A 22,104-nucleotide genomic window follows, 5' to 3' on the forward strand; every position below is an offset into this window, starting at 1 on the left:
AGAGCAAGGGCTGCGTAGTCACGGTGTGGCCGTTGCGTCGGCGTTGTGTGCCGCTCGGTCGAACGGTGGCCGTAGGGCGCGCGGGCGGCAAATCCGGCTGGCGACGAGCAGGAGCAGGATGAACGCAGTGATCTCGAGAAGAGGCGCGCACCATCCGGCGGCGGTGGCGAGTTCCGCATATCGCCAGGACGCGTCATAGGGGTTGCCCTCATTCTGACCGACGATCGTGAGCTGCGAACCCGATCCCGCGCGGGCGATGAGCCGCCAAGCGCCGGCCATGGCGAGGAGCAGGCCGGCACTCGCGACGCGTGCTGCTCCGCTCGCGACCTCGCGCCTCGCGCCCCATTCTGCGGTGACCGTTTCCGGGCGAATGAACGGACGTGCGGCGCTGGTGTGGAGTAGTGCCCAGGTTGTGACCGAGAGCGCGGCCACGCAGATCAGGACCGGAATTCCGAACGCCCATCCGTAGAACCACTGTCGAATCGGGTCGATCGCAGGTTCGTTGGGTACCGGGATCTCCAACGAGACATATCGCCCCTGGTCGTCTGCCGATGAAGCGAGCCCGGCGGCGATTGTCGTCGCCGCCAAGGCGAGCAGAACCATGCATCCGCCGAAGAGGCCCGCCCGCGGGCTGAAGCTCGTCCAGCTGCGGCGACCAGTGGGTACGACCGCGACCTCGGATGGCGTGGTTCCACGAATCGAGACCATGCCCAGGACGACGCTCACGCCGGCGAGCGCGCAGAACACCGGAGTGGCGTATCGCCACCAGGCGACGTCGTAGGGCATCGGGAGCAGGTATCCGCGAACCACGTTCTCGACGGCGAACACGATGATGACGGCGATCGCTGCGATACCGAGGCCTCGAAGCTCAGGCAGATACCTCGCCTGGACTGACCTGGCGATCGGTCCAGGGAGGGGCGCAACCCCATGATGAGCGCGGCGCGGTCGCGACGCGATGACGCTGACGCCTCCCGCGATGAGCAAGGCGAGGAGCAGCGAGAACAACGGCTGTGAGAAGGCCGCGCCCACCAGGGCCATCGGGCCGAACGAGAAGATGCTGCTCAGTGACATGCTGCCTCCGGTCTGAGTATTGTGTCAACTTCTTATCACAACTTGTATCGCAGCGGGAATACAAGACGTCGAAGGGCGCAGGTCCCGCACATCCAGGCCAACTACCCTGGATAACAACATGGCACATCTTCTCGGGGCCGAAGGCCTCCATCTCGAGTACCCCACCCGGGTCGTCTTCGACTCCGTCACCCTCGGCATCGAGGAAGGGGACCGGATCGGCATCGTCGGCCGCAACGGCGACGGGAAATCGAGCCTCCTCGGAATGCTCGCCGGTCTCAAGCAACCGAACGCGGGACGCGTCACGGTCCGCAAGGGAACGACCATCGGCGTCCTCGACCAGGCCGACACCCTCGACGACACCCTCACGGTCGCGGAATCGGTGGTCGGCGACACCCCCGAGCACGAGTGGGCAGGCGATGCCCGCACGCGGGACGTCATCGAGGGCCTGCTGAAGGATCTCGCCTGGGATGCTCCGGTCCTGTCCCTCAGCGGAGGTCAGCGCCGCCGTGTGTCGCTCGCCAAGCTCCTCACCGGCGACTGGGACGTCATCGCCCTCGACGAGCCCACCAACCACCTCGACGTCGAGGCCATCACCTGGCTCGCCGGACACCTGCGCAGGCGCTGGTCGGCGAACTCCGGCGCACTCCTCGTCGTGACTCACGACCGCTGGTTCCTCGACGAGATCTGCACGGAGACGTGGGAGGTTCACGACCGCATCGTCGAGCCCTTCGAGGGCGGATACGCCGCGTACATCCTGCAGCGCGTCGAGCGCGACCGAATGTCGGCCGCCACCGAGGCGAAGCGGCAGAACCTCGCCAAGAAGGAACTCGCCTGGCTGCGCCGTGGCGCCCCCGCGCGCACCGCGAAGCCGAAGTTCCGCATCGACGCCGCCAACGAGCTCATCGCGGACGTCCCGGAGATCCGCGACAAGGTGTCGCTGCAGTCTCTCGCGGTCTCGCGGCTCGGCAAGGACGTCGTCGACCTGCTCGACGTCGGCGTGACCTTCCCGGCGACGGAACTGGCGCCGTCGCGCGAAGTGCTCCGTGACGTCGAGTGGCGCATCGCGCCGGGGGAGCGCACCGGAATCCTCGGGGTCAACGGCGCCGGCAAGTCCACGCTGCTCGGGCTCATCGCGGGAACCGTCGCGCCGACCGCGGGGCGGGTCAAGCGCGGCAAGACCGTGAACGTGAAGACGCTCACGCAACGTCTCGACGAGCTCACCGAGGTGTGGAAGGAACCGGTGCGGGTGGTCATCTCCCGGCTGCGCACCTCGTACACGCTCGGCGCCGGATCGAAGTCGCAGGACCTCACACCCGGGCAGCTCCTGGAGCGGCTCGGCTTCGACTCCGCCCAGTTGTCCACGCCGGTGAAGGACCTCTCGGGTGGCCAGCAGCGGCGCCTGCAGCTGCTTCTGGTGCTGCTCGATCAGCCGAACGTGCTGATCCTCGACGAGCCGACCAACGACCTCGACACCGACATGCTCGCCGCGATCGAAGACCTCCTCGACTCGTGGTCGGGTACTCTCCTCGTCGTCTCCCACGATCGCTACTTCCTCGAGCGGGTCACCGACCAGCAGTACGCGATCCTGGGAGGGCACCTGCGTCATCTGCCCGGTGGGGTGGACGAGTACCTCCGGCTGCGCACACTGGAGCGGGATGCCAAGCCCTCGGCGGTGGCGACCGCATCCGCGTCGGCGGGCCTCGACGGGGCTGCGCTCCGCACCGCGCAGAAGGAGATATCCGCTCTCGAGCGGCGCATCCAGAAGCTGACACAGCAGGTGAACGCGGCCAAGCAGGCGCTCGCCGAGCATGATCAGGGCGACTACGAGGGCCTGGGCGTGAAGATGAAGGCGATCAGCGAGCAGCAGGCCGAGATCGAAGAACTGGAGCTGCGCTGGTTCGAGCTCACCGAGCAGATCGGCTGACCGCCCGAGGCTGTGACGCTCTGTGACAGCTCGATTCCGCGCGCGTGAGGAACCCCGCTTAACGTTGCGGAGTCCCCCCACGAGAGGAACCCGAAACTCATGTCCCGTCGCTCCACATCCATCATCGCCGCGCTCGCCGCGGTCCCCCTTTTCGTCGCGCTCTCCGGCTGCGCCACTGCGACATCCGGCGCCGGATCGGACGGGGCGGACGCACCGGCTGACGAGACGGTCAAGATCGGCGTCGTCGGCAAGGCCGAGCCGCAGTGGCCCGCATTCGTCGAGGCCGCAGCCGAAGAGGGGATCACGGTCGAACTCGTCGACTTCGGATCCTACGAGCAGCCGAACCCGGCGCTCGCAGAGGGCGAGATCGACCTCAACCAGTTCCAGCACATCGTCTACCTCGCCGGTTACAACGTCGCCTCGGGCGAGGACCTCACGGTCATCGGCTCGACCGCGATCTTCCCGTTGGGGCTGTACTCGAAGAAGTACGACGACGTGAAGAGCATCCCCAAGGGTGAGACGGTCGTCGTCCCCGATGACGCCTCCAACCAGGCGCGAGCCCTGCTCGTGCTGCAGTCGGCCGGACTCGTCGAACTCAAGAGCGGCGGCACCATCTTCTCCGACCTCGCCGATGTCGACACCGAGAAGTCGAAGGTCAAGGTCACCGCGCTCGAAGCAGCCCTCATCCCGACCTCGCTGCCGGATGTCGCCGCGGCGATCATCAACAACGACTTCGTGACCGACGCCGGCCTCACGTTCGACGACGCCATCGCGCAGGACGACCCGGAGGACCCCAACGCGCTGCCGTACGTGAACATCTTCGCGGCACGCGCCGAGGACGCCGACAACGAGACGTACCTGAAGCTCGTGGAGATCTTCCAGACCGATGAGGCGGTGCAGGCAGGACTCGCCGAGTCCTCCGGTGACACCAACGTCTCGCTGCAGACCCCGGTCAAGGACCTCGTCGCCTCGCTGAAGAAGGTCGAGAAGGACACCGAGGCCCAGAAGGGCTGAGGCCCGGCCCTCGGGCAGCCGAAATGCGAGAGAATCGGGCGGCGCACCTCGCGTCGCCCGATTCGCCGCATCCATCGATCAACACCGGAGACCCCATGCCGATCGTGAGCCTGACGAACGTCTCGAAGGCGTATCCGTCGTCCGACCGAGGCGCCGGCGACGTCGTCGCCGTCGACGATGTGACACTCAGCATCGACAAGGGTGATGTCTACGGCATCATCGGCTACTCGGGCGCGGGCAAGTCGACGCTGGTGCGGCTGATCAACGCGCTGGAACCCGCGACCGGCGGCACAATCACCGTGGACGGCGTCGACATCACGGCGCTGGGGGAGCGCGAGCTGCGACGCGTGCGCGGCGGGATCGGCATGATCTTCCAGCAGTTCAACCTCTTCGCCTCGAAGAGCGTGAAGGCGAACATCGCCTACCCGCTGAAGCTCGCCGGCTGGTCGAAGCCGGACATCGATGCCCGCGTCACCGAGCTGCTGTCGTTCGTCGGCCTCGGCGACAAGGCGAAGGCGTATCCCGAGCAGCTGTCCGGCGGGCAGAAGCAGCGCGTCGGCATCGCGAGGGCGCTGGCCACCGGACCCGCGATCCTGCTGGCCGACGAGGCCACCAGCGCGCTGGACCCGCAGACGACCCACGAGGTCCTCGACCTCCTCAAGCGCGTCAACAAGGAGCAGGGCGTCACCATCGTCATCATCACGCACGAGATGGACGTCATCCAGACGATCGCCACGAAGGTCGCGGTCATGGAGGCCGGCCGCGTCATCGAGCAGGGCGACGTGTTCGACGTGTTCTCGGCGCCGCAGAACCCCGCATCGCAGCGCTTCGTCGGCACCGTCGTCAAGGGCATCCCGTCCCCCTCGGAGCTGTCGGTGCTGCGCGAGCGGCACGCCGGCCGTCTGGTGACGTTCTCCTTCCGTGACGGCAGCACCTCGCAGGCCAGGGTCTTCCTGGATCTCGCACAGGAGGGTCTCGAGTTCGAGCTCGTCTTCGGCGGCATCAACGACATCCGCGGCCGGGCGTTCGGGCACCTGACCCTTGCCATCCGCGGCGATGCGGCGGCGATCGACAGGGCGCTGGAGATCATCGGCGAGCGTGTCGAAGTGACAGAGATCTCCCGAGAGGGGGCCCGCTGATGGATCGCCTCAACGAACTCTGGCCCGAGTTCTGGGCCGCTGCCCTCGAGACGCTGTACATGGCCTCGATCGCGCTCGTGCTCGGCGGGGTGCTCGGACTGGTCTGGGGCGTGATCCTCTACGTCTCGCGCTCCGGTGGCATCCTGCCCAATCGCGTCGTCAACGTGATCATGAGCACCGCGATCAACTTCTTCCGACCGATCCCGTTCGTCATCTTCATCGCCGTGCTGCAGCCGTTCACCCGTGCGGTGATCGGCGTCGGCATCGGCGTCAACGCCGGCGCTTTCATGATCGGCATCGCCGCATCCTTCGCCATCGGCCGCATCGTCGAACAGCACCTCGTCTCGGTGCCGCCCGGCGTCATCGAGGCGGCCCGCGCGATGGGGGCGGGCCCCTGGCGGATCCTGTTCACCGTCGCGATCCCCGAAGCCCTCGGCCCGCTCATCCTGGGCTACACCTTCATCGTGGTGGCGATCATCGACATGACGGCGATGGCCGGACTCATCGGGGGTGGGGGCCTCGGGGCCTTCGCGCAGATCTACGGCTTCCGGCAGTTCGAGCCGGTGGTGATGTGGGCGGCCATCGTGCTCATCGTCGTGTTCGTGCACCTCGTGCAGCTGCTGGGCAACCGGCTGGCGCGCAAGATCATGCGGCGCTGAGACTCAGGCCGACGGCGCGTCCTGCAGCGTCAGCCGCGTCGTGAACACGCGATCCTCGCCGCTCAGCGGGTCGACGAAGCGCAGCTCCCTGGCGAGCAGCTGCAGCGGCCGGTCGAAATCGTCGGGCGTCTCGGGAAGGAGCGTGGGGTAGAACCCGTCGTTCAGGATGCCGAGGCCGAGGGCGGCCAGGTGCACCCGGAGCTGGTGCATCTTGCCGCTGTGCGGCCGCAGCTGTGTGTGCACGACCCGGTCGTCGCCGCCGAGCAGTTCGATCAGCGTCTCGGAGTTCGGCTCGCGTCCGTCGTCGACCTCGACGCAGACCTGACCGCGGAGCTTGATGATGTGATTGCGGTACACCAGCGGGAATCGCGAGGCGTCCCACTCGGACGGCCGTGCAGACACCGCCTCGTACACCTTCTCCACTCGGCGGTTCTCGAACAGCAGTTGGTAGGCGCCCCTGGTCTCGGGTCGCGTCGCGAACATCAGCAGCCCGGCCGTCGCTCGATCGAGCCGGTGGATCGGTGCGAGGTTCGGGATGCCGAGCAGATTCCGCAACCGCACCAGAGCGGAGTTCTGGAGATACCTGCCGCCCGGCGTCGTCGGCAGGAAGTGCGGTTTGTCGACGACCACGAGGTCCTCGTCCTGATGGAGGACCTCGACCTCGAACGGGATGCGCGTCTCCGTGGGCGGTTCGCGGTAGTACCAGATGAACTCCTCGGCGCCGAGGGGGGCGTCGCGGCGCACCGCGCTCCCGTCGCGGGCGACGATCTCGCCGTCGTCGAAGCGCGTCAGGAGAGCCTGGGGATCGAGGTGGAAGAACCGCTCGACCATGTACGCGGACACGGTCGGCCATGGGCCCTGCATCGGCACGTGCAGACGCGTGGCGCCGACCCCGTTGCGCACGGGGAGCGGAGATCGCATCGCCATCAGCGGATGCCGCCCTTCGGGATGTGCGCGACCATGAGGGGCCTCACGCGTCGAAGCTCAGGCTGAGCTTGCGCAGCAGGCCGGCCAGCCGGTCCCGGTCGCTCCGGGACAGCGCCTGGAGCAGGTCGGACTCGACATCGACGAGACGGGTGATCGCCGCATCCACCCGCGTCCGTCCGTCGTCCGTGAGAGTCACCAGGACGCTGCGACCATCTGCCGGATCCGCTTCGCGGTGCACGAAGAGACGGCTCACGAGACGGTCGATGCGGTTGGTCATGGTGCCGCTGGAGACCAGCGTCTGCTGCATCAGCTGCTTCGGTGACAGCTGGAAGGGCGCACCGGCGCGGCGGAGCGCGGAGAGCACGTCCCACTCCCACGGCTCCAGATCGCTGCGGCGGAAGACGTCACGCCGCGCGCGATCGAGGTGGCGGGAGAGCCGGTCCATCCGTGACAGCACCTCGAGCGGCGAGAAGTCGAGGTCGGGCCGCTGGGTGTTCCATGCGCCGACGATCCGATCGACTTCGTCCGCTGCGCTCATCCGTCCATTATCGCCGGTCCGGCGCGGCATCCGGAGGCAAGGGTGTCGCCGGCACCGGCGACAGCGTCATGAAGGTGCTGTTCGGGTCGGGCAGGTATCGTCCGAACGCCGCGCACTCGACGAATCCAGCACCCGCGTACAGCGTCCGCGCGGGGACGAAGAAGTCGTCGCTGCCGGTCTCGAGGGACAGCCGCCGGATGCCGCGCCGCGCGGCATCGTCGATCAGGAACGTCAGCATCGTCCTGCCGAGTCCGCGGCCGCGCATCGCCGGATCGGTGCGCATCGACTTCAGCTCCTCGTGGTCCTCGTCCACGAACGCCAGCGCCCCGGAGGCGACGGCACGGCCGTCCTCGAATGCCGCGAACAGCCGGACGCCGGGTGCGAGCAACCGCTCGAACGGCAGCGCATGGCAGCTCTCGGGTGGCGCTGTCCCGACCAGCTCGGCGTGATGCGCGGCGATGAACTCGGAAACGGCCGGAACGGGCGTCTCGACCCGTTCGATGATGATGGTCATGATCACAGCATCCCAGTTCCGCGTTTCGGTCCGATGACGCAGCCGCATCTCGCATCGATCCCGCAGGTGGCGGGCCGAGGTCATGGCAGACTTGTCTGGCGGACCCTCTCTCGGGGGCCGTGGTCCGCCGTGGTGTAATGGCAGCACGACAGCCTTTGGAGCTGTTAGGTCTAGGTTCGAATCCTGGCGGCGGAGCATGACTGGGAACAATCTCGCCATCGTCGTCCTCGCTGCAGGCCAGGGCACCCGCATGCGATCGCGGCTGCCGAAGGTGCTGCATCCGATCGGCGGCCGTCCGCTCGTCGGGCACGTGCTCACCACAGCGGCCAGGCTCGGCGCCGACCACATCGAGGTCGTGGTGCGCCACGAGCGCGACCAGGTGGTCGCAGCGCTCCGCGAGGACTACCCTCAGGCGGTCTTCGTCGACCAGGACGAGGTGCCGGGCACCGGTCGTGCCGTGCAGGTCGCGATCGACGCCCTGCCGGACGACTTCGAGGGCGACGTCCTGGTGCTCTCCGGCGACTGCCCGCTCGCGGATGCGGACACTCTGCGTTCGTTCCTCGACGCGCACCGCGCAGCGGAGGCGGCGGCGACGCTGATGACCGCGGTGGTGGACGACCCGAACGGCTACGGCCGCGTGATCCGTGACGCGGAGGGGAACGTCGATCGGATCGTCGAGCAGAAGGACGCCACCGACGACGAGGCCGCCGTTCGTGAGATCAACGCCGGCATGTACGCCTTCCGCATCGGCGTGCTGCGCGAATACCTCCCGACCGTCGGCGTCGACAACGCACAGGGCGAGATGTACCTCACCGACGTGCCGGGCATGCTGCGCCGCGATGGGAGCCGCGTCGCGGCATCGGTCGTCTCCGACGTCACCGTCACATACGGAGTCAACGACCGTGCCCAGCTCGCAGAGGTGGGGCGCCTCCTGAACGCCCGCATCGTGCGCCGCTGGCAGCTCGAGGGCGTCACGATCATCGACCCCGCGACCACCTGGATCGACGATGACGCCACGCTCGCACCCGACGTGACGATCCTGCCGAACACGCACATCCTCCGCGCGACGGTTATCGCCGAGGGCGCCATCATCGGCCCGGACACGACCCTCGTCGACTGCGAGGTCGGAGAGGACGCGATCGTCCGCCGCACGGATGCCACGCTGGCAGTGATCGGCGCCGAGGCCACGGTCGGTCCCTTCTCGTTCCTGCGCCCCGGCACCGTCCTCGGGGCGAAGGGCAAGATCGGCGCATACGTCGAGACCAAGAACGCCGAGATCGGCGAGGGCAGCAAGGTTCCCCACCTCTCCTATGTCGGCGACGCGACGATCGGCCGCGGAGTGAACCTCGGCGCGAGCACGATCACGGCGAACTACGACGACGTGAACAAGCACCGCACCGAGATCGGCGACGAAGTGCACACCGGGTCGCACACGGTCCTGGTCGCTCCCGTTAAGCTGGGGGCTGGTGCGAAGACAGCTGCCGGCGCCGTCGTCCGCAAGGATGTGCCCGCCGGAGCTCTGGCCATGAGCGTCGCCCCTCAGCGCAACATCGAGGGTTGGGTCGAGAAGAACAGGGCAGGAACGGGCGCAGCGGACGCTGCCGCTCGGGAGCATTCGGCGGAATAGGCGGACCATGGCGCGCAAGAAGAAGACTGTCGATCTGGATCGCGACAACGGCATTGCGCCGGGACTCGTGGCCAAGACGAAGAAGCGGCTCGTCATCGCCGGGGGTCGCTCGCACCCCGCGCTCACGGCGGCCGTGGCGGCCGACCTCGGCACGGAGCTCGCTCCGACCGAGCACCGCACCTTCGCCTCCGGCGAGATCTACGCCCGCTTCGAGGTGTCGATCCGCGGCTGCGATCTCTTCCTCATCCAGACCTTCGGCGAACCGGTCAACGAATGGCTGATGGAGACGCTGATCATGATCGATGCCGCCAAGCGCGCATCGGCCAAGCGCATCACCGTCGTCGCCCCGTACTACCCCTATTCGCGCCAGGACAAGAAGGGGCGCGGTCGAGAGCCGATCAGCGCGCGCCTCGTCGCCGACCTGCTCAAGACCGCCGGCGCCGATCGCGTGATGAGCGTCGACCTGCACGCCGCGCAGATCCAGGGCTTCTTCGATGGGCCCGTCGACCACCTGTTCGCCAAGCCGGTCCTGCTCGACCACTTCAAGCGCACGCTGAGCCCGGAGGATCGCGAGATCCTGACGGTCGTGTCCCCGGACATGGGCCGGGTGCGGGTCGCCGACACCTGGTCGGACAGCCTGGGGGCGCCGCTGGCGATCATCCACAAGCGCCGCGACCCGAAGGTCGCCAACCAGGTCTCCGTACACGAGATCGTCGGTACGGTCGAGGGTCGCACATGCCTGCTCGTCGACGACATGATCGACACCGGCGGCACGATCGTGAAGGCCGCGCAGGCACTCAAGGCGGCCGGCGCGCACCGGGTCATCGTCGCCGCGACCCACGCGATCTTCAGCGATCCGGCCAGCGAACGGCTGCAGGACATCTCCATCGACGAGGTCGTCGTCACCGACACGATTCCGCTGACGGAGTCCCGCCGCTGGGACAAGCTCACGATCCTGCCGATCGCACCGCTGCTGGCGCGCGCCATCCACGAGGTCTTCGAGGACGGCTCCGTCACGAGCATGTTCGGCGGCGACGCGTAACAGCAGGACTCGGTACAGCCCGCGCATAGGACTTCTTTCTATCGTCGCAATGTCGACATCCAGTCGACCGACACTCAGCCGGGAGGACCATCATGATCCGCACGACCGTACCGACTTCCGTCCGAAAGGGCGCAGCGCTCGCCGGCATCGCAGGACTCCTCGTCCTCGCGGGCTGCTCCGGTGCCGCTGACGCCGAGAGCAACGCCGACACCGGCACGAACCCGGAACCCACCACCAGCTCCGCACCGGCAGACGACGCGGCGACCGATTCCGCGTACAAGGACGGCACGTACACCGCGGAGGGCTCGTACCAGACTCCCGAGACCGTCGAGAAGATCTCCGTCACGCTGACCCTCGCCGACGGCGTCGTCACCGACGTCGAGGTGACGGGTGACCCGCAGGCGCCCGAAACCGAGAAGTTCCAGGGCGAGTTCGTCGCGGGCATCGCCGACGTCGTCGAGGGCGTGCCGATCGATGAGCTGAAGGTCGACAAGGTCGCAGGTTCGTCGCTGACCAGCGGGGGCTTCAACCAGGCACTCGAGACGATCAAGGAAGAGGCGGCGGCCTAGGTTCCATGGTCGTCTGGCGATTCGACGCGATCGGAACCCGCTGGGAGATCGAGTCGAGGGCGGAGCTTTCCGCGGACTCCCGCGCTGCTGTCACCGTGACCATCGACCGGTTCGACCGGGAGTGGTCGCGGTTCCGGGCGGACTCGCTCGTCACCCGGCTGGGCATCGAGGGCGGCTCGTTCACGGCGCCGGATGCGGGGCCGATGCTCGACGCGTATCGCGAACTCTCCGCGGCGACCGGCGGCGCGGTGAATCCGCTGGTCGGCGCGAGCCTCAGCGCCCTCGGTTACGACGCCGCCTATTCCCTGACGCCGGGGGAGCCACTCGCAGCTCCCACTGACTGGGACCGGCGACTCGACTGGGCCGAGGAGCGGGTGACGCTCGCGCCGCCGGCGCTCATCGACGTCGGGGCCCTCGGCAAGGGCCGTCTGGTCGATCGAGTGTTCGACGTGCTGGCGCACGTCGACGGCGACCTCGTGGTGGACGGCGGCGGCGACCTCAGAGTGCGCGGATCGGCGGTGCGCATCGGCCTGGAGCATCCGTACGATGCGAGCAAAGCCATCGGTGTGGTGACTCTGCAGGACGCCGCGCTCTGCGCATCCGCCGTCAACCGGCGAGCATGGGGCGACGGGCTGCATCACGTACTCGACGCCCGCACCGGCGTGCCGGTGCGGGCGTGGGCTGCCACCTGGGCGATCGCGGCCGACGCGATGAGGGCGGATGCCGTGGCGACGGCGCTGTTCTTCGACGGCGGCCCTGAGCTCGCCGCTGTCTGGGGAGTCGAGTGGGTGCGGATGACGACCGACGGTCGCGTCGAACGCTCGCCCGGGTGCCCCGCGGAACTGTTCGTCGCGTCCGCCCGGACGCCCGCATCGCCCCGAACTAGGGAAGAGTAAGAACTGTGATCACCTCATTCACCGCCGCGCGGCAGCGCGTTCTCGCCGTCCTCGGCGGAATCTCGATGTACCGGCTCGTGCTGTTCTCCCTGCTGACGCTCGCCGCTCTCGCCCTGCTGCTCTCGTTCTTCGACCTCGTCGCGCCCGATCCGCTCGCGCTGCTGGCGTCGTTCGTCGTCCTCGCCGTCGTGATCTCGCTGGTCGACATCGCCGCTCAGCGGGTGCTCCGCCTGCCCTGGCGCATCGAGTCCTCGCTGGTCACGGCGCTCATCCTCCTGTTCGTGCTGCAGCCGGGACTGGCTCCCGCCGAGCTCGGGGGCATCGCCCTCGCGGGCGCGCTCGCCAGCATCTCGAAGTACGTGATCGCCTGGCGCGGCCGGCACATCCTCAACCCGGCCGCCTTCGGCGCAGCCGTCGTCACGATCGCCGGGCTGGGAACGTTCTCGGCATGGTGGGTCGGCACCCCGGCGCTCACGGTGCCCGTGCTGATCCTCGGTCTCATCGTGCTCTGGCGCACCGAGAAGGTGCGCGTCATCCTGATCTTCCTCGTCATCGCCGTCGGCACCTCCGTGGTGCGCCAGAGCGTGCAGGCGCAGCAGAACGGGCTGGATTTCGAGATCTGGCAGGCGCTGACGCTGGCGGTCCTGCAGTCGCCGTACCTCTTCCTCGGCGCGTTCATGCTGTCCGAGCCGCTGACGATGCCGCCGCGCCGCTGGCAGCAGTTCTCCGTCGCCGCCCTGGTCGGGGTGCTGGCGGGCTGGCCGATCATGGTCGCCGGCCTGTTCTCGCTTGGTCAGGAGCGGGCGCTGCTCGTCGGGAACATCCTCGCCTTCGCGTTCGCGGTGCGCGGTTCGGTGCGCCTGACGCTGGAGAAGCGGCAGTTCGTCACCCCGACGGCGCAGGAGCTCACGTTCCGTGCCCGGGGTCGGCTGAAGTTCCTCCCTGGACAGTACCTCGAGCTCGACGTGCCGCACCGCCGCCCCGATGCCCGCGGCACCCGACGCGAGTTCAGCATCGTTTCGGCTCCCGCCGACCTGCCGACGTTGCGCATCGCCTACAAGGACGGCGGTCAGAAGCATCCGTCCAGCTACAAGCGCGCTCTCGCGGCCGCCGAGCCCGGAGCGACGCTCGCGGTGACCGGCACCTGGGGAGACTTCATCCTGCCGCGCTCCGAAGCTCCGGTGCTGATGGTGGCGGCCGGCATCGGCGTGACGCCGTTCGTCTCGCAGCTGCGACAGCTGCAGCTGTCGGGGCAGACTCGTGACGTCGTGCTCGTGTATGTCGCATCGGAGGCGAGCGAACTGGCCTTCCGTGACGAGCTTGCTGCGACCGGTGCCAGGGTCATCGTCTTCACCAGGGATCAGCCGATCGACCTGCCTCCGCACTGGTCGTGGGCGCGGGGAGTTCGCCTGGATGCCCAGGGACTCGAGCAGGTCGTCCCCGACATCGGCGTGAGGCACGCGTTCATCTCCGGGCCGCCACGGCTGATCGCCGATCTCGCTCCGGCACTGCAGAAGGCGCACAGCCTCACGACCGACGCCTTCGCCGGTTACTGAGGTCGGCGACACCGGAGACAGACCTGTGCCATCTGCATGACCGATGAACGGATGCAGGACGAAACGCCGATCCTGATCATGCATCCGTGAATCGGTCATGCAAGTTGACCGCGACACTTTTCCTCCACAGATGGAGAGCTCTGCGGATCTGTCCACAACCAGCGGAATCTCGGTTGGCCGACGGTTCTCGTCCGCCAAGATCGTCGGATGCTGCAAGCCGCACAACTGATCACGCACCAGGGCGGAGTCGCCAGGGGCACTCGCCTTCAGCAATTCGGACTGAGCAGGAGGATGCTGTCGGGTGCCGTTCGCGACGGTTCGGTCATTCGAGTGCGGCCGGGTGTGTTCGCTGTTCCGTCCGCGAGCCCCGATCTGGTCAGCGCTGCGGCGCACGGCGGAGCGGTGACCTGTTCGAGTGCGTTGCGGATGCACGACGTGTGGGCCTTGCGGCGCGACGAGCAACTCCACGTCTGGGTCGGCACCAGTGGCCGGGTCCATCACATCGACTGCGACTGCGTGACTCACTACTTCGAGGGGCGAACGCTGCTCGGAGTGGCGCCGCTGGATGACGCTCTCGTGCATGTTTACCAATGCTGCGGCGAGGAAGTGTTCTTCGCCGCATTGGAGTCTGCGCTGAAGAAGCGGAAGGTCGGCGCCGGGATGCGTGCGCGTCTGCGCGAACGACTTCCGATCGCCGCCAGGTGGCTGGTCGATTTCGCCAGACGAGACGCCGACAGTGGGCTGGAATCTTTGTTGCGTCTGCGCCTTCATCTGCTCGGTATTCGCCTGGAATGTCAAGTGGAGATCCCGACGGTGGGCAGAGTTGATTTCGTGATCGACGGGATGCTCATCCTCGAGGCGGACGGGATGGAGAACCACGATGGGGGATCGCACCGCCACAAGGATCTCCGACGAGACGCTGCGGCATCCGCAATCGGGTACGAGACGCTCCGATTCGACTACGCGCTCATCGTCCACGACTGGCCGGTCGTGGAAGCAGCGATTATCGCGGCGATCTCGCGGTTGCGTGCGCGCGTGTGACCGAGGTCGGAAGATCGGCGGACGTCCGTCGTCTCACGCGCGTGCGACTTGCATGACCGACGAACAGATGCAGGACGAGATGCCGTCGGATGCGCGGGTATCCATGATCCGATCCTGCCAGTAGCTCGAGGCCCAGGCAGAAGGTCAGCCGGCCGGGGCGTCGACCTTCGAGGGATTCACCGGGATGCGCACCGTGAAGCTGGTGCTTCCCGGCTCGCTGGCCACCGAGATGTAGCCGCTGTGGCTTTCGACGATCGCCTTGACGATCGCGAGTCCCAGTCCCGTGCCGCCGGTCTGCCGGGCGCGGGAGCTGTCACCGCGGGCGAACCGGGCGAAGAGTTCGTCGCGCACGCCGGGATCGATGCCGGGACCGTTGTCGTGCACGGTCAACACCGCCGTGTCAGCCTCCTGGGCGACGCGGAGCGTGATCTCGGTGCCGGCGGGCGTGTGCGTGCGAGCGTTGGCGAGCAGGTTGGCGACGACCTGGTGCATACGACCGGCATCGCCGACGATCACGACCGGCTCATCGGGCACGTCGACGCTCCAGCGATGATCCGGCGCGGTCGGACGAGCGTCGGCGAGCCCCTCGAGCGCCAGCTGGGTGAGATCGACCGTGCCGTAGACGAGCTCGCGCCCCTCGTCGAGGCGGGCAAGCAGCAGGAGGTCTTCGACGAGGCGCGTCATCCGCAGCGACTGCGCCTGGATGCGCTCCAGGGCGGTGTGCGTGTTCTCGGGCAGCGTGGTGTCGCGCAGGGAGAGCTCGGAGTAGCCGCGGATCGAGGCCAGCGGAGTGCGCAGCTCGTGGCTGGCGTCTGCGACGAAGCGTCGCATCCGCTCCTCGTTCTTCTGCCGCGCGGCGAGCGAGGTGTTCACATGATCGAGCAGTTTGTTGAGGGAGGCGCCGACGAGCCCGGTCTCGGTGCGCGGATCGGCTTCGGATGCCGGAACTCGCTCGGTGATCGTGACCTCGCCCCGGTCGAGAGGCTGATTCGCGACGCGAGTGGCGGTGATCGCGACGGCGCGCAGCGGGCGGAGTCCGACCCGGATCGTGATGGCCGTCGTCAGCGCCAGCAGGATGAGGCCGCCGAGGGTCGCCAGGGCGATGACGGTGAACAGCTGCGTCATGGTCGCCAGGATCTCGCTCCGCGGCAGGCCGGTGACCACGATGATGCCGTTGTCCGTCTGCGTGACGGCGACTCGGAAGGAGCCGAGGCCGGAGATCGACACGGAGGCGTGCGGGGACTGGTTCACCGTGGTGGTGAGCTCCTGCAGCTGGGTATCGGTGAGGTCGACGTTCTCGCCGTCCTGTGTTGCCAGTACGCCGCTCACGGCGCCGTCAGGTGGAGCGATCGCGAGCAGAAGGTCGGGTCCCTGTAGCCTCGACCCGTCGAGGATGCTCTGCACTGTCACTTCCGCGCCCGGTGCCGTACCGAAGAAGGACTTGGTCTCGACGAAGTCAGTCGTCTTCACAGCGAGCGCGCGCACCTGCCCGTCGAGGCGCTCCTCGAGCGTCTGCCCCAGCGTCGCGCTGGTGATGACGGCGACGATCACGAGGATGAGCGAGACGAACCCGATCACGGCGGTCATCAGCCGTGTCTGCAGGCTCATCGGCCGCGTCATCCCCGGGGTGATCACTGGGGCGCCTTGATCATGTATCCGACGCCGCGGACGGTGTGCAGGAGCGGGGTCCGCCCGGCGTCGATCTTTTTGCGCAGGTAGGAGATGTAGAGCTCCACGACGGATGACTTGCCGCCGAAGTCGTAGCTCCAGACCCGGTCGAGGATCTGCGATTTGGACAGCACCCGGCGCTCGTTGCGCATCAGGTATCGCAGCAGCTCGAACTCGGTGGCGGTGAGCCCGATCTCCACTCCGTCGCGCACGACTTCGTGGCTGTCCTCGTTGAGGGTCAGATCGGCCACCCGGAGGATCGACTGGCCGTCGTCGGCGGTCGCATGACCGGTGCGCCGGATGATGGCGCGGAGCCGGGCGATCACCTCCTCCAGGCTGAACGGCTTGGTGACGTAGTCGTCACCGCCGGCGGTGAGACCTGCGACCCGGTCGCCGACGGCGTCCTTCGCCGTGAGGAACAGCACCGGCACGAGGTTCCCGGATTCGCGGAGCCGCTTCAGGACCGACATGCCGTCCAGATCCGGCATCATGATGTCGAGCACGAGAGCGTCGGGTTCGAACTCCCGGGCGACCTGGAGTGCTTCGAGTCCCGACGACGCGGTGCGCACCTCCCAGCCCTCCATCCGTAGTGCCATCGCGAGCAGGTCGGTGAGCATCTGCTCGTCATCGACCGCGAGGATGCGCAGGGGAGAGCCGTCGGGGCGGTGGAGGTCGGGCAGGTCGTGGGTCATGTGACCATTCTGAGGAATCTCCTATGGGATTTCTATGGAGCGGGGTATGGTTTGGCTGGGAGCCGCCGGCTCGGGGCACTCAGGCGAGACGGTCTTCCGGGAGGGCGAGGAAGTCGATGGCGTCCTGTAGCGCGAAGCCATCGGAGAGGGCGCCGATCGGCCCGTCGAGATGGCCGCTCGCGCGGACGCTGAGTCGCCTCGGTCCGCTCAGGGCGTGGTAGACGGCGAACTGCCCTCGCGGATCGACAGCCGGGTCGAGTACGGCAGCGGCCACGTGCACGGGAATCCGAACGCGACGGGCGGCGATCGCGGCGTCGTAGTAGTCCAGCACGGAGCGCGCCTCGGGATGCAGGCGCAGGTGGCGGCGGACCGCTTCGCCGCTGCCGGTGCATGGCCTGCTGAGGCGCACGGTGTGGTTCCCGAAGCTCGGCACGTCGAGCGCAGCGCGGCGGAAGCGGGCATCCCAGGGGAGTGCCATCGCTCCGATCCCGCCGCCGAAACTCCCGCCGCTGAAATCGAGGGCTCCGGCCGCTGCAGGGGCGATGTCCAGCAGCACGGTGGCCGCCCGCCAGATGTCTGCGGCTGCGAACCGATGCGAGTAGCTGTCGCGGTGCGCGATACCCGCGAGCACGTGCTCCGACGGGGGCATCGGAAAGCGGCTGGCGATTCGTGGGTGCGTACCGGGTGCGCAGGGGAAGATCACCGCGGCGTCCGCGGCTGCGTGACCGGGATCGGGTGCAGTGCGCCCGCCATAGCCGTGTCCGACCACGAGTCCGCGACGGATGGAGGAGGCCGCGTGGGGCACCATCACGTAGGCGGCTGCCTGCTCGCCCGCCGAGGAGCTGAATCGGATCTCCATCGCGCGGTGGGTCTCGGTCGCATCGAGTTCCCCAACCGGGCGCCAGGTGACGGGGCCGGTGCCGAACTCCTCGAACGTCTCCTGCCAGAAATCGTCGTAGTCTGCCGGCTCCGGGGGTGCGGCGAGGGGGGTCAGCAGTGCGGTGAGCGAGTACTCGGTCAGTTCCTCCGTCGTACCTGTGGTCAAGATGTGGGTCCTCTCGGGATCGATGCCTCCTGGACGACGCTACCGGGGCGGTCGGCATGGCCCCACGGTCATTGACATTCTCGCATATGACTTGCAGTATGTGGATCATGAATTCAATGTCGAATACAGGTGCCGGCGGCGACCCTCTGCTGTGGAGTCGTCGCTCCGTTCTCCGCATGCTGGTGATCGCCGGTGTGCTTCCGCCGGTGCTCGGTTCGCAGCCGGGCATGGCCGTGGCGAGCACGAGCGACTCCACGGTGAGCGGGTCCTACGCAGACGCGCTGCGCCGTCTCGACAAACCGAATCTGTCGCTGACCCAGGTCGCGCAACTGGTCGGGCAGAACCATCGGATGACCTTCTTCCGGGCGCAGTGGGATGGCGGGGACACCATCGTCCGCGACCTCGAGGTCGCACACGACGGGGGATGGCTGCTGCTCACCGACCCCGATCGTCGCTTCGACGAGCAGTGGGTCGTGTTCAAGGGAACGCTGCCCGCCGGCAGCGCCCCGGAGCTCTACGGGCCGCTGGCGCCCAGCTGGCTGGGATTCACGTCCTATCAGGTGCTCAGTTCGCAGGCGATAGAGCTGCGCACGAGCACGGATGACGTGGACCTCGTGGTCCGCTGGCGGCTGGAGGGCGCCAACCCCGAGGCGCACCACGTGCTCACGGCGAAGACGGCCGGGGACTACATCGTCGGGTACCAGAGCCAGGACGCGAAGTCGCTGGATGACCTCGACGAGGTGCTCTGCGGGTCCTACCAGCACGCGCTCTCGGTGCTCGACGGCTCCGCGCCCCTCGGAGCATGGGAGCTGTTCGCGCCGATGGCGCTGACTCAGTACGCGATCGGGGACGTCGCGGTCACCTCCGGGCTCTACCTTCCCGCAGAGGTGTCCGAGTTCGTGCATGAGCGACAGCTGATGTCGGATCGGCAGCCCTACGGGATGAGTCTGCGCAGCGACAGTCTCGACATCGTGCCCTGCATGTACTCTCCTCAGCCCGGCCTGCGCACCACCATGGCGGTAGGTGATCAGCGCGGCTTCGCCTTCGGTCTGGCAGCCAGCGCGAGCACGCTGTACGGCACGTACACTCAGCTGTGCCGAGGTGAATACGGCCTGACCGCATACCGGCAGAACGTCTATGGCCGATCCTTGACCGACGCCGTGCACGCGATGACCGAGCTGATCGCCGTGGAGCCGGACGGAGACGACTCCGTCGACTACATCGCCTCGAACTCCGGGTGGTGGAATCGTGCGAAGGGCTTCGTCGACGTGGAGAACGAGGACGCGGTGCGCGCGGCGGCGAGCGGGGTGGTGCTGGCCGCGCACTACCTGACCGGAACCCCGGACAGCACGCTCTACGACCGACGTGCGCGCCCGCTCATCGAATACCAGGTGTCGCGCAAGGGGATCGGGCACTCGCCGGTGATCGGCAGTCCCGTGTACAACGACACGACCCAGTACCGGATCGGGAGGATCGCCACCGATGCGGTGAACCTCGCATCCCTCTACCAGCTCACGCACGGGCGCAACGCCGGTATCCAGCGTCTCGCGGTGCAGGCCGCCAAGTCCGGCGTCGTCGGTCAGAGCCGAGCGCCGTTCTCGAACGCGCTCGCCACCTACCGGATCACCGGCGATCCGGCCTTCCTGGCCGAGGCCACCCTGATCGCGCGGCGTTACGTGCAGGAGCAGATCGTCACGCCGTACCGGGGCAACGGGCAGCCGCCGGGCGGATTCGCCTACAGCTTCTCCAGATACTGGGTCGATCTGCTGGAGATGTACGAGGTCACGGGTGAGGCAGAGTTCCTCGACGGCGCGTATCGGGAGGTTCAGCGATTCATCACGCAGACCGCGGTGCGGCCAGTGCCGGACCAGACGGTCACCGTCCCGGACGGCCACGTGATCGTGCAGCAGTACGACTGGGAGACACGCACCTCGCTGCCGCCGTATCCGACGACCCAGGTTTCGGCAGAGACGGTTCCGGCCTGGTACGTCTCCCCGTCAGGACTCACCTTCGAGGCGCTGTCGTCGTTCAAGCTCGGCGTCAGCTCACTGACCGACCCCGGCGGTGGATACGTCTTCAACCCCTGCTGGGCGGGGGCCCTTCTGCGATTGGCCCATCACACCGGCGATGCGCTGCTGGCCGATGTCGCGCACAACATGGTGATCGGCCGGTTCACCACGTATCCCGGGTACTACGGCCGTCAGTTCCAGGTCGCGCAGATGAAGCCGGACTTCGCCACCAGCGGCCCGGTCGGGATCACCGGCTACTACTTCCACCATGCGCCCGCGCAGCTCGGCCTGGCCATGGACTACCTCATCAGCGAGAGCTTCTATCGCAGCGGAGGCCTCATCGAGTTCCCGCACGTCTTCGAGGCCGACTTCGCCTATTTCAAGTTCTTCGCCTACGGCCACGCGCCTGGAAGCTTCTTCGGCGAGACCGGCGTGTGGCCGTACTTCCCGGCCGGGTTGATCTCCCTCGACAACCCACTGGTCAACTGGTTGGCCGGTGTCGGCAACGATTCCCTGTACATCAGTCTCACGAACTCTGCGGCGAACGCGCAGAAGGTCGTCGTCGACCTCGCCGGGGAACTGACGGGAGTGACGCGCAGATCGACCCCGGTGGTGGAAGTTGTGGCGGCGGATGGGAGCCGTTCGTCGATGGCCGGTCGTCGCGGCCGCGTCAAGGTCGAGGTGCCGGCGCACGGACTGCTGGCCCTGGTCCTGCGCGACGTGACCGTCGAACGGCCGGCCCTGCCGTCCGACGGCATCACCGATCACGGCAGGGACACCTTCCATGAGATCGACTCCGACCCGTCGACCGAGTACGGGGTGGCGCGCGGCATGCTCCTGGTGCGACCGGGCGGCGACGGCTACGACGCATACATCCAGATCGACACCGAGCAGCCGGCCACTCTCACGTACCGCATCGGCGACGGGGCCGCTCAGCAGGCGCCGCCGAAGCAGTACCCCTACGAGTGGACGATCGGCGTCGACGATCCCGCCGACGACTTCCGGTACACGATCTCCGTCGGCGGCGTGACCGCCGACGAGGTGACGCTGCGACTGCCGGAACGCATCAGCGGTGCCGGGGCCGGCGTGACGGGAGATGTGGTCGCCCAGGCGACCGGCACCCCCGGCGACCGGATTCCGTTGACCGTCGAGGTGCGCAATCGGACCGATATGGCACTCACCGGTGCCGTGACGGTCGAGTTGCCCGCCGGCTGGCAATTGGACGGTGCCGTACCTGATATCTCGGTCGAGGCGCGCGCGACCGTCCGCGTGGAGTCCGCAGCGGTGATCGCCCCGGATGCCGCGCTAGGCGAGGTTCAGATCGCAGCCTCGCTCTCATGCCCAGGGGAGGAGCCGATCGCCTTGAGGCCCGCATCGATTGAGGTGATCGACAGGCGGCGACTGGTATCCCTGACGACCGACACCGACATCGTCAGCGGTCCGGGGTCGACCGCGAGGCTGATCGCCCTGGTCATCAACACCGGCGTCACCCCGATGCAGGGTGCCCTGGCTCTGTACGGTGCGTCGGGGTGGACCGTCGATCAGCGCGATGCGAGCATCACCGTGCCTCCGCGCTCGGATCTCACCCACACCTGGACGGTGACGGCTGGACCGACCGTCGCGGCCGGCTCGACGATCCGGTTCGAGGCTCGGCTCGATCAGACCCTGCGACGCGGCGTGCTGGTCAGAGTCGCCGACGAGGGAATGATCGCGCACACCCAATCGCCCTGGCCCGGATATCTGGAGACCGGGACCTGGTATCCGAGCGGCCTCTCCGGGTGGAACGGGACGCGGACGCGCTACAGCGACGCCGATTCGGTGGGAAGCACGGTGACCTGGAATGTGAACGTGGCTCAGGCGGGCCTGTATCGAGTGTCGGTCTGGTACCCGACGAACTCGACGACGACCACATCCGCGGCGTACGTCGTCGAGCACCAGGGCGGGAGCTCGGAGGTGATCGTCGACCAGACCCAGGGAGCGGCGGCCTGGCGTTCGCTCGGCACCTTCCGCTATGACGCCGGTGCTGTCGGCGTCGTGCGGCTCGAAGTCCGCAATTCCAGCATCCACCGCGTCAGCGCCGCGCAGTTCGTCCGGGTGGGGGACTGACGAGAGGGCGGGTGGTGAGGGATCCGATCCCTCACCACCCGCCCTCTCAGTTCGCAGCGCGCTCAGC

The 22,104-nt window shown here is 67.8% G+C and carries 18 protein-coding genes and 1 tRNA gene; 12 read left to right on the plus strand and 7 right to left on the minus strand.

All coding sequences use genetic code 11. The features are described 5' to 3' along the window. Nucleotides 1–18 precede the first annotated feature (18 nt). Nucleotides 19–1,071, minus strand: coding sequence for a hypothetical protein (locus tag CUR96_RS18790; RefSeq protein WP_102193286.1), 1,053 nt, complete (start codon nucleotides 1,069–1,071; stop codon nucleotides 19–21). A 118-nt stretch (nucleotides 1,072–1,189) separates the two neighbouring features. Here CUR96_RS18790 and CUR96_RS10625 point away from each other — a divergent pair, with 118 nt between their 5' ends. The 4 genes from CUR96_RS10625 to CUR96_RS10640 all read left to right on the plus strand — a co-directional run bounded on the left by CUR96_RS10625 (nucleotide 1,190) and on the right by CUR96_RS10640 (nucleotide 5,807). Further along, on the plus strand, nucleotides 1,190–2,995 hold the full coding sequence (locus CUR96_RS10625) for an ABC-F family ATP-binding cassette domain-containing protein (RefSeq protein WP_102193287.1): 1,806 nt from the start codon (nucleotides 1,190–1,192) through the stop codon (nucleotides 2,993–2,995). 99 nt (nucleotides 2,996–3,094) lie between these two features. Next, nucleotides 3,095–4,009: a MetQ/NlpA family ABC transporter substrate-binding protein gene (locus tag CUR96_RS10630; RefSeq protein WP_102193288.1), complete on the plus strand. Its 915-nt coding sequence runs from the start codon at nucleotides 3,095–3,097 to the stop codon at nucleotides 4,007–4,009. Nucleotides 4,010–4,104: 95 nt separating this feature from the next. After that, nucleotides 4,105–5,148, plus strand: coding sequence for a methionine ABC transporter ATP-binding protein (locus tag CUR96_RS10635; RefSeq protein WP_102193306.1), 1,044 nt, complete (start codon nucleotides 4,105–4,107; stop codon nucleotides 5,146–5,148). Further along, nucleotides 5,148–5,807, plus strand: coding sequence for a methionine ABC transporter permease (locus CUR96_RS10640; protein WP_102193289.1), 660 nt, complete (start codon nucleotides 5,148–5,150; stop codon nucleotides 5,805–5,807). The genes CUR96_RS10635 and CUR96_RS10640 overlap by 1 nt, the downstream gene beginning before the upstream one ends. Before the next feature lie 3 nt (nucleotides 5,808–5,810). Here the strand turns inward: CUR96_RS10640 and CUR96_RS10645 are convergent, their stop codons facing one another. From CUR96_RS10645 to CUR96_RS10655, 3 genes are read right to left on the minus strand one after another with little or no spacing between them, the layout of a single operon-like run. Continuing rightward, nucleotides 5,811–6,728 (minus strand): pseudouridine synthase, encoded by a 918-nt coding sequence (locus tag CUR96_RS10645; RefSeq protein ID WP_219721978.1) that lies wholly within the window; start codon nucleotides 6,726–6,728, stop codon nucleotides 5,811–5,813. 49 nt (nucleotides 6,729–6,777) lie between these two features. Then, nucleotides 6,778–7,272, minus strand: coding sequence for a MarR family winged helix-turn-helix transcriptional regulator (locus CUR96_RS10650; RefSeq protein ID WP_102193291.1), 495 nt, complete (start codon nucleotides 7,270–7,272; stop codon nucleotides 6,778–6,780). Nucleotides 7,273–7,279: 7 nt separating this feature from the next. Then, a complete protein-coding gene (locus CUR96_RS10655; RefSeq protein ID WP_102193307.1) occupies nucleotides 7,280–7,786 on the minus strand; it encodes a GNAT family N-acetyltransferase in 507 nt (168 codons plus the stop codon). Between the two features lie 123 nt (nucleotides 7,787–7,909). On the opposite strand from CUR96_RS10655, the gene CUR96_RS10660 reads away from it, so the two are divergent. The 7 genes from CUR96_RS10660 to CUR96_RS10690 all read left to right on the plus strand — a co-directional run bounded on the left by CUR96_RS10660 (nucleotide 7,910) and on the right by CUR96_RS10690 (nucleotide 14,517). Continuing rightward, nucleotides 7,910–7,981: transfer RNA gene (locus tag CUR96_RS10660), tRNA-Gln, on the plus strand. Between the two features lies 1 nt (nucleotide 7,982). After that, nucleotides 7,983–9,413, plus strand: a complete 1,431-nt coding sequence (gene glmU / locus CUR96_RS10665) for a bifunctional UDP-N-acetylglucosamine diphosphorylase/glucosamine-1-phosphate N-acetyltransferase GlmU (protein ID WP_102193292.1) — start codon at nucleotides 7,983–7,985, stop codon at nucleotides 9,411–9,413. A gap of 7 nt (nucleotides 9,414–9,420) precedes the next feature. Then, a complete protein-coding gene (locus CUR96_RS10670; protein WP_102193293.1) occupies nucleotides 9,421–10,455 on the plus strand; it encodes a ribose-phosphate diphosphokinase in 1,035 nt (344 codons plus the stop codon). A gap of 92 nt (nucleotides 10,456–10,547) precedes the next feature. Then, complete coding sequence (locus CUR96_RS10675) at nucleotides 10,548–11,024, plus strand: FMN-binding protein (protein WP_102193294.1); 477 nt, start codon at nucleotides 10,548–10,550, stop codon at nucleotides 11,022–11,024. 5 nt (nucleotides 11,025–11,029) lie between these two features. Continuing rightward, nucleotides 11,030–11,920 carry an FAD:protein FMN transferase gene (locus tag CUR96_RS10680; RefSeq protein WP_102193295.1) on the plus strand — a complete coding sequence of 297 codons (891 nt, stop codon included), beginning with the start codon at nucleotides 11,030–11,032 and terminating at the stop codon, nucleotides 11,918–11,920. A gap of 5 nt (nucleotides 11,921–11,925) precedes the next feature. After that, on the plus strand, nucleotides 11,926–13,476 hold the full coding sequence (locus tag CUR96_RS10685; RefSeq protein ID WP_102193296.1) for an FAD-dependent oxidoreductase: 1,551 nt from the start codon (nucleotides 11,926–11,928) through the stop codon (nucleotides 13,474–13,476). 207 nt (nucleotides 13,477–13,683) lie between these two features. Further along, nucleotides 13,684–14,517, plus strand: coding sequence for a type IV toxin-antitoxin system AbiEi family antitoxin domain-containing protein (locus tag CUR96_RS10690; RefSeq protein ID WP_102193297.1), 834 nt, complete (start codon nucleotides 13,684–13,686; stop codon nucleotides 14,515–14,517). A 144-nt stretch (nucleotides 14,518–14,661) separates the two neighbouring features. Here the strand turns inward: CUR96_RS10690 and CUR96_RS10695 are convergent, their stop codons facing one another. The 3 genes from CUR96_RS10695 to CUR96_RS10705 all read right to left on the minus strand — a co-directional run bounded on the left by CUR96_RS10695 (nucleotide 14,662) and on the right by CUR96_RS10705 (nucleotide 17,922). Next, nucleotides 14,662–16,125 (minus strand): sensor histidine kinase, encoded by a 1,464-nt coding sequence (locus CUR96_RS10695; RefSeq protein ID WP_102193308.1) that lies wholly within the window; start codon nucleotides 16,123–16,125, stop codon nucleotides 14,662–14,664. 23 nt (nucleotides 16,126–16,148) lie between these two features. After that, on the minus strand, nucleotides 16,149–16,877 hold the full coding sequence (locus tag CUR96_RS10700; RefSeq protein WP_102193298.1) for a response regulator transcription factor: 729 nt from the start codon (nucleotides 16,875–16,877) through the stop codon (nucleotides 16,149–16,151). Between the two features lie 79 nt (nucleotides 16,878–16,956). Then, nucleotides 16,957–17,922, minus strand: coding sequence for an acetylxylan esterase (locus CUR96_RS10705; RefSeq protein ID WP_180969003.1), 966 nt, complete (start codon nucleotides 17,920–17,922; stop codon nucleotides 16,957–16,959). 116 nt (nucleotides 17,923–18,038) lie between these two features. Here CUR96_RS10705 and CUR96_RS10710 point away from each other — a divergent pair, with 116 nt between their 5' ends. Continuing rightward, complete coding sequence (locus CUR96_RS10710; protein WP_146008147.1) at nucleotides 18,039–22,037, plus strand: hypothetical protein; 3,999 nt, start codon at nucleotides 18,039–18,041, stop codon at nucleotides 22,035–22,037. Nucleotides 22,038–22,104 lie beyond the last annotated feature (67 nt).

The sequence above is a fragment of the Microbacterium aurantiacum genome (assembly GCF_002872075.1).
GTDB lineage: Bacteria > Actinomycetota > Actinomycetes > Actinomycetales > Microbacteriaceae > Microbacterium > Microbacterium aurantiacum_A.

Bases quoted from the DNA above. Each gene is read 5' to 3' on its own strand.
- CUR96_RS18790 (WP_102193286.1), bottom strand. From the start codon at position 1,071: ATGTCACTGAGCAGCATCTTCTCGTTCGGCCCGATGGCCCTGGTGGGC.
- CUR96_RS10625 (WP_102193287.1), top strand. From the start codon at position 1,190: ATGGCACATCTTCTCGGGGCCGAAGGCCTCCATCTCGAGTACCCCACC.
- CUR96_RS10630 (WP_102193288.1), top strand. From the start codon at position 3,095: ATGTCCCGTCGCTCCACATCCATCATCGCCGCGCTCGCCGCGGTCCCC.
- CUR96_RS10635 (WP_102193306.1), top strand. From the start codon at position 4,105: ATGCCGATCGTGAGCCTGACGAACGTCTCGAAGGCGTATCCGTCGTCC.
- CUR96_RS10640 (WP_102193289.1), top strand. From the start codon at position 5,148: ATGGATCGCCTCAACGAACTCTGGCCCGAGTTCTGGGCCGCTGCCCTC.
- CUR96_RS10645 (WP_219721978.1), bottom strand. From the start codon at position 6,728: ATGCGATCTCCGCTCCCCGTGCGCAACGGGGTCGGCGCCACGCGTCTG.
- CUR96_RS10650 (WP_102193291.1), bottom strand. From the start codon at position 7,272: ATGAGCGCAGCGGACGAAGTCGATCGGATCGTCGGCGCATGGAACACC.
- CUR96_RS10655 (WP_102193307.1), bottom strand. From the start codon at position 7,786: ATGACCATCATCATCGAACGGGTCGAGACGCCCGTTCCGGCCGTTTCC.
- glmU (WP_102193292.1), top strand. From the start codon at position 7,983: ATGACTGGGAACAATCTCGCCATCGTCGTCCTCGCTGCAGGCCAGGGC.
- CUR96_RS10670 (WP_102193293.1), top strand. From the start codon at position 9,421: ATGGCGCGCAAGAAGAAGACTGTCGATCTGGATCGCGACAACGGCATT.
- CUR96_RS10675 (WP_102193294.1), top strand. From the start codon at position 10,548: ATGATCCGCACGACCGTACCGACTTCCGTCCGAAAGGGCGCAGCGCTC.
- CUR96_RS10680 (WP_102193295.1), top strand. From the start codon at position 11,030: ATGGTCGTCTGGCGATTCGACGCGATCGGAACCCGCTGGGAGATCGAG.
- CUR96_RS10690 (WP_102193297.1), top strand. From the start codon at position 13,684: ATGCTGCAAGCCGCACAACTGATCACGCACCAGGGCGGAGTCGCCAGG.
- CUR96_RS10695 (WP_102193308.1), bottom strand. From the start codon at position 16,125: ATGAGCCTGCAGACACGGCTGATGACCGCCGTGATCGGGTTCGTCTCG.
- CUR96_RS10700 (WP_102193298.1), bottom strand. From the start codon at position 16,877: ATGACCCACGACCTGCCCGACCTCCACCGCCCCGACGGCTCTCCCCTG.
- CUR96_RS10710 (WP_146008147.1), top strand. From the start codon at position 18,039: ATGTCGAATACAGGTGCCGGCGGCGACCCTCTGCTGTGGAGTCGTCGC.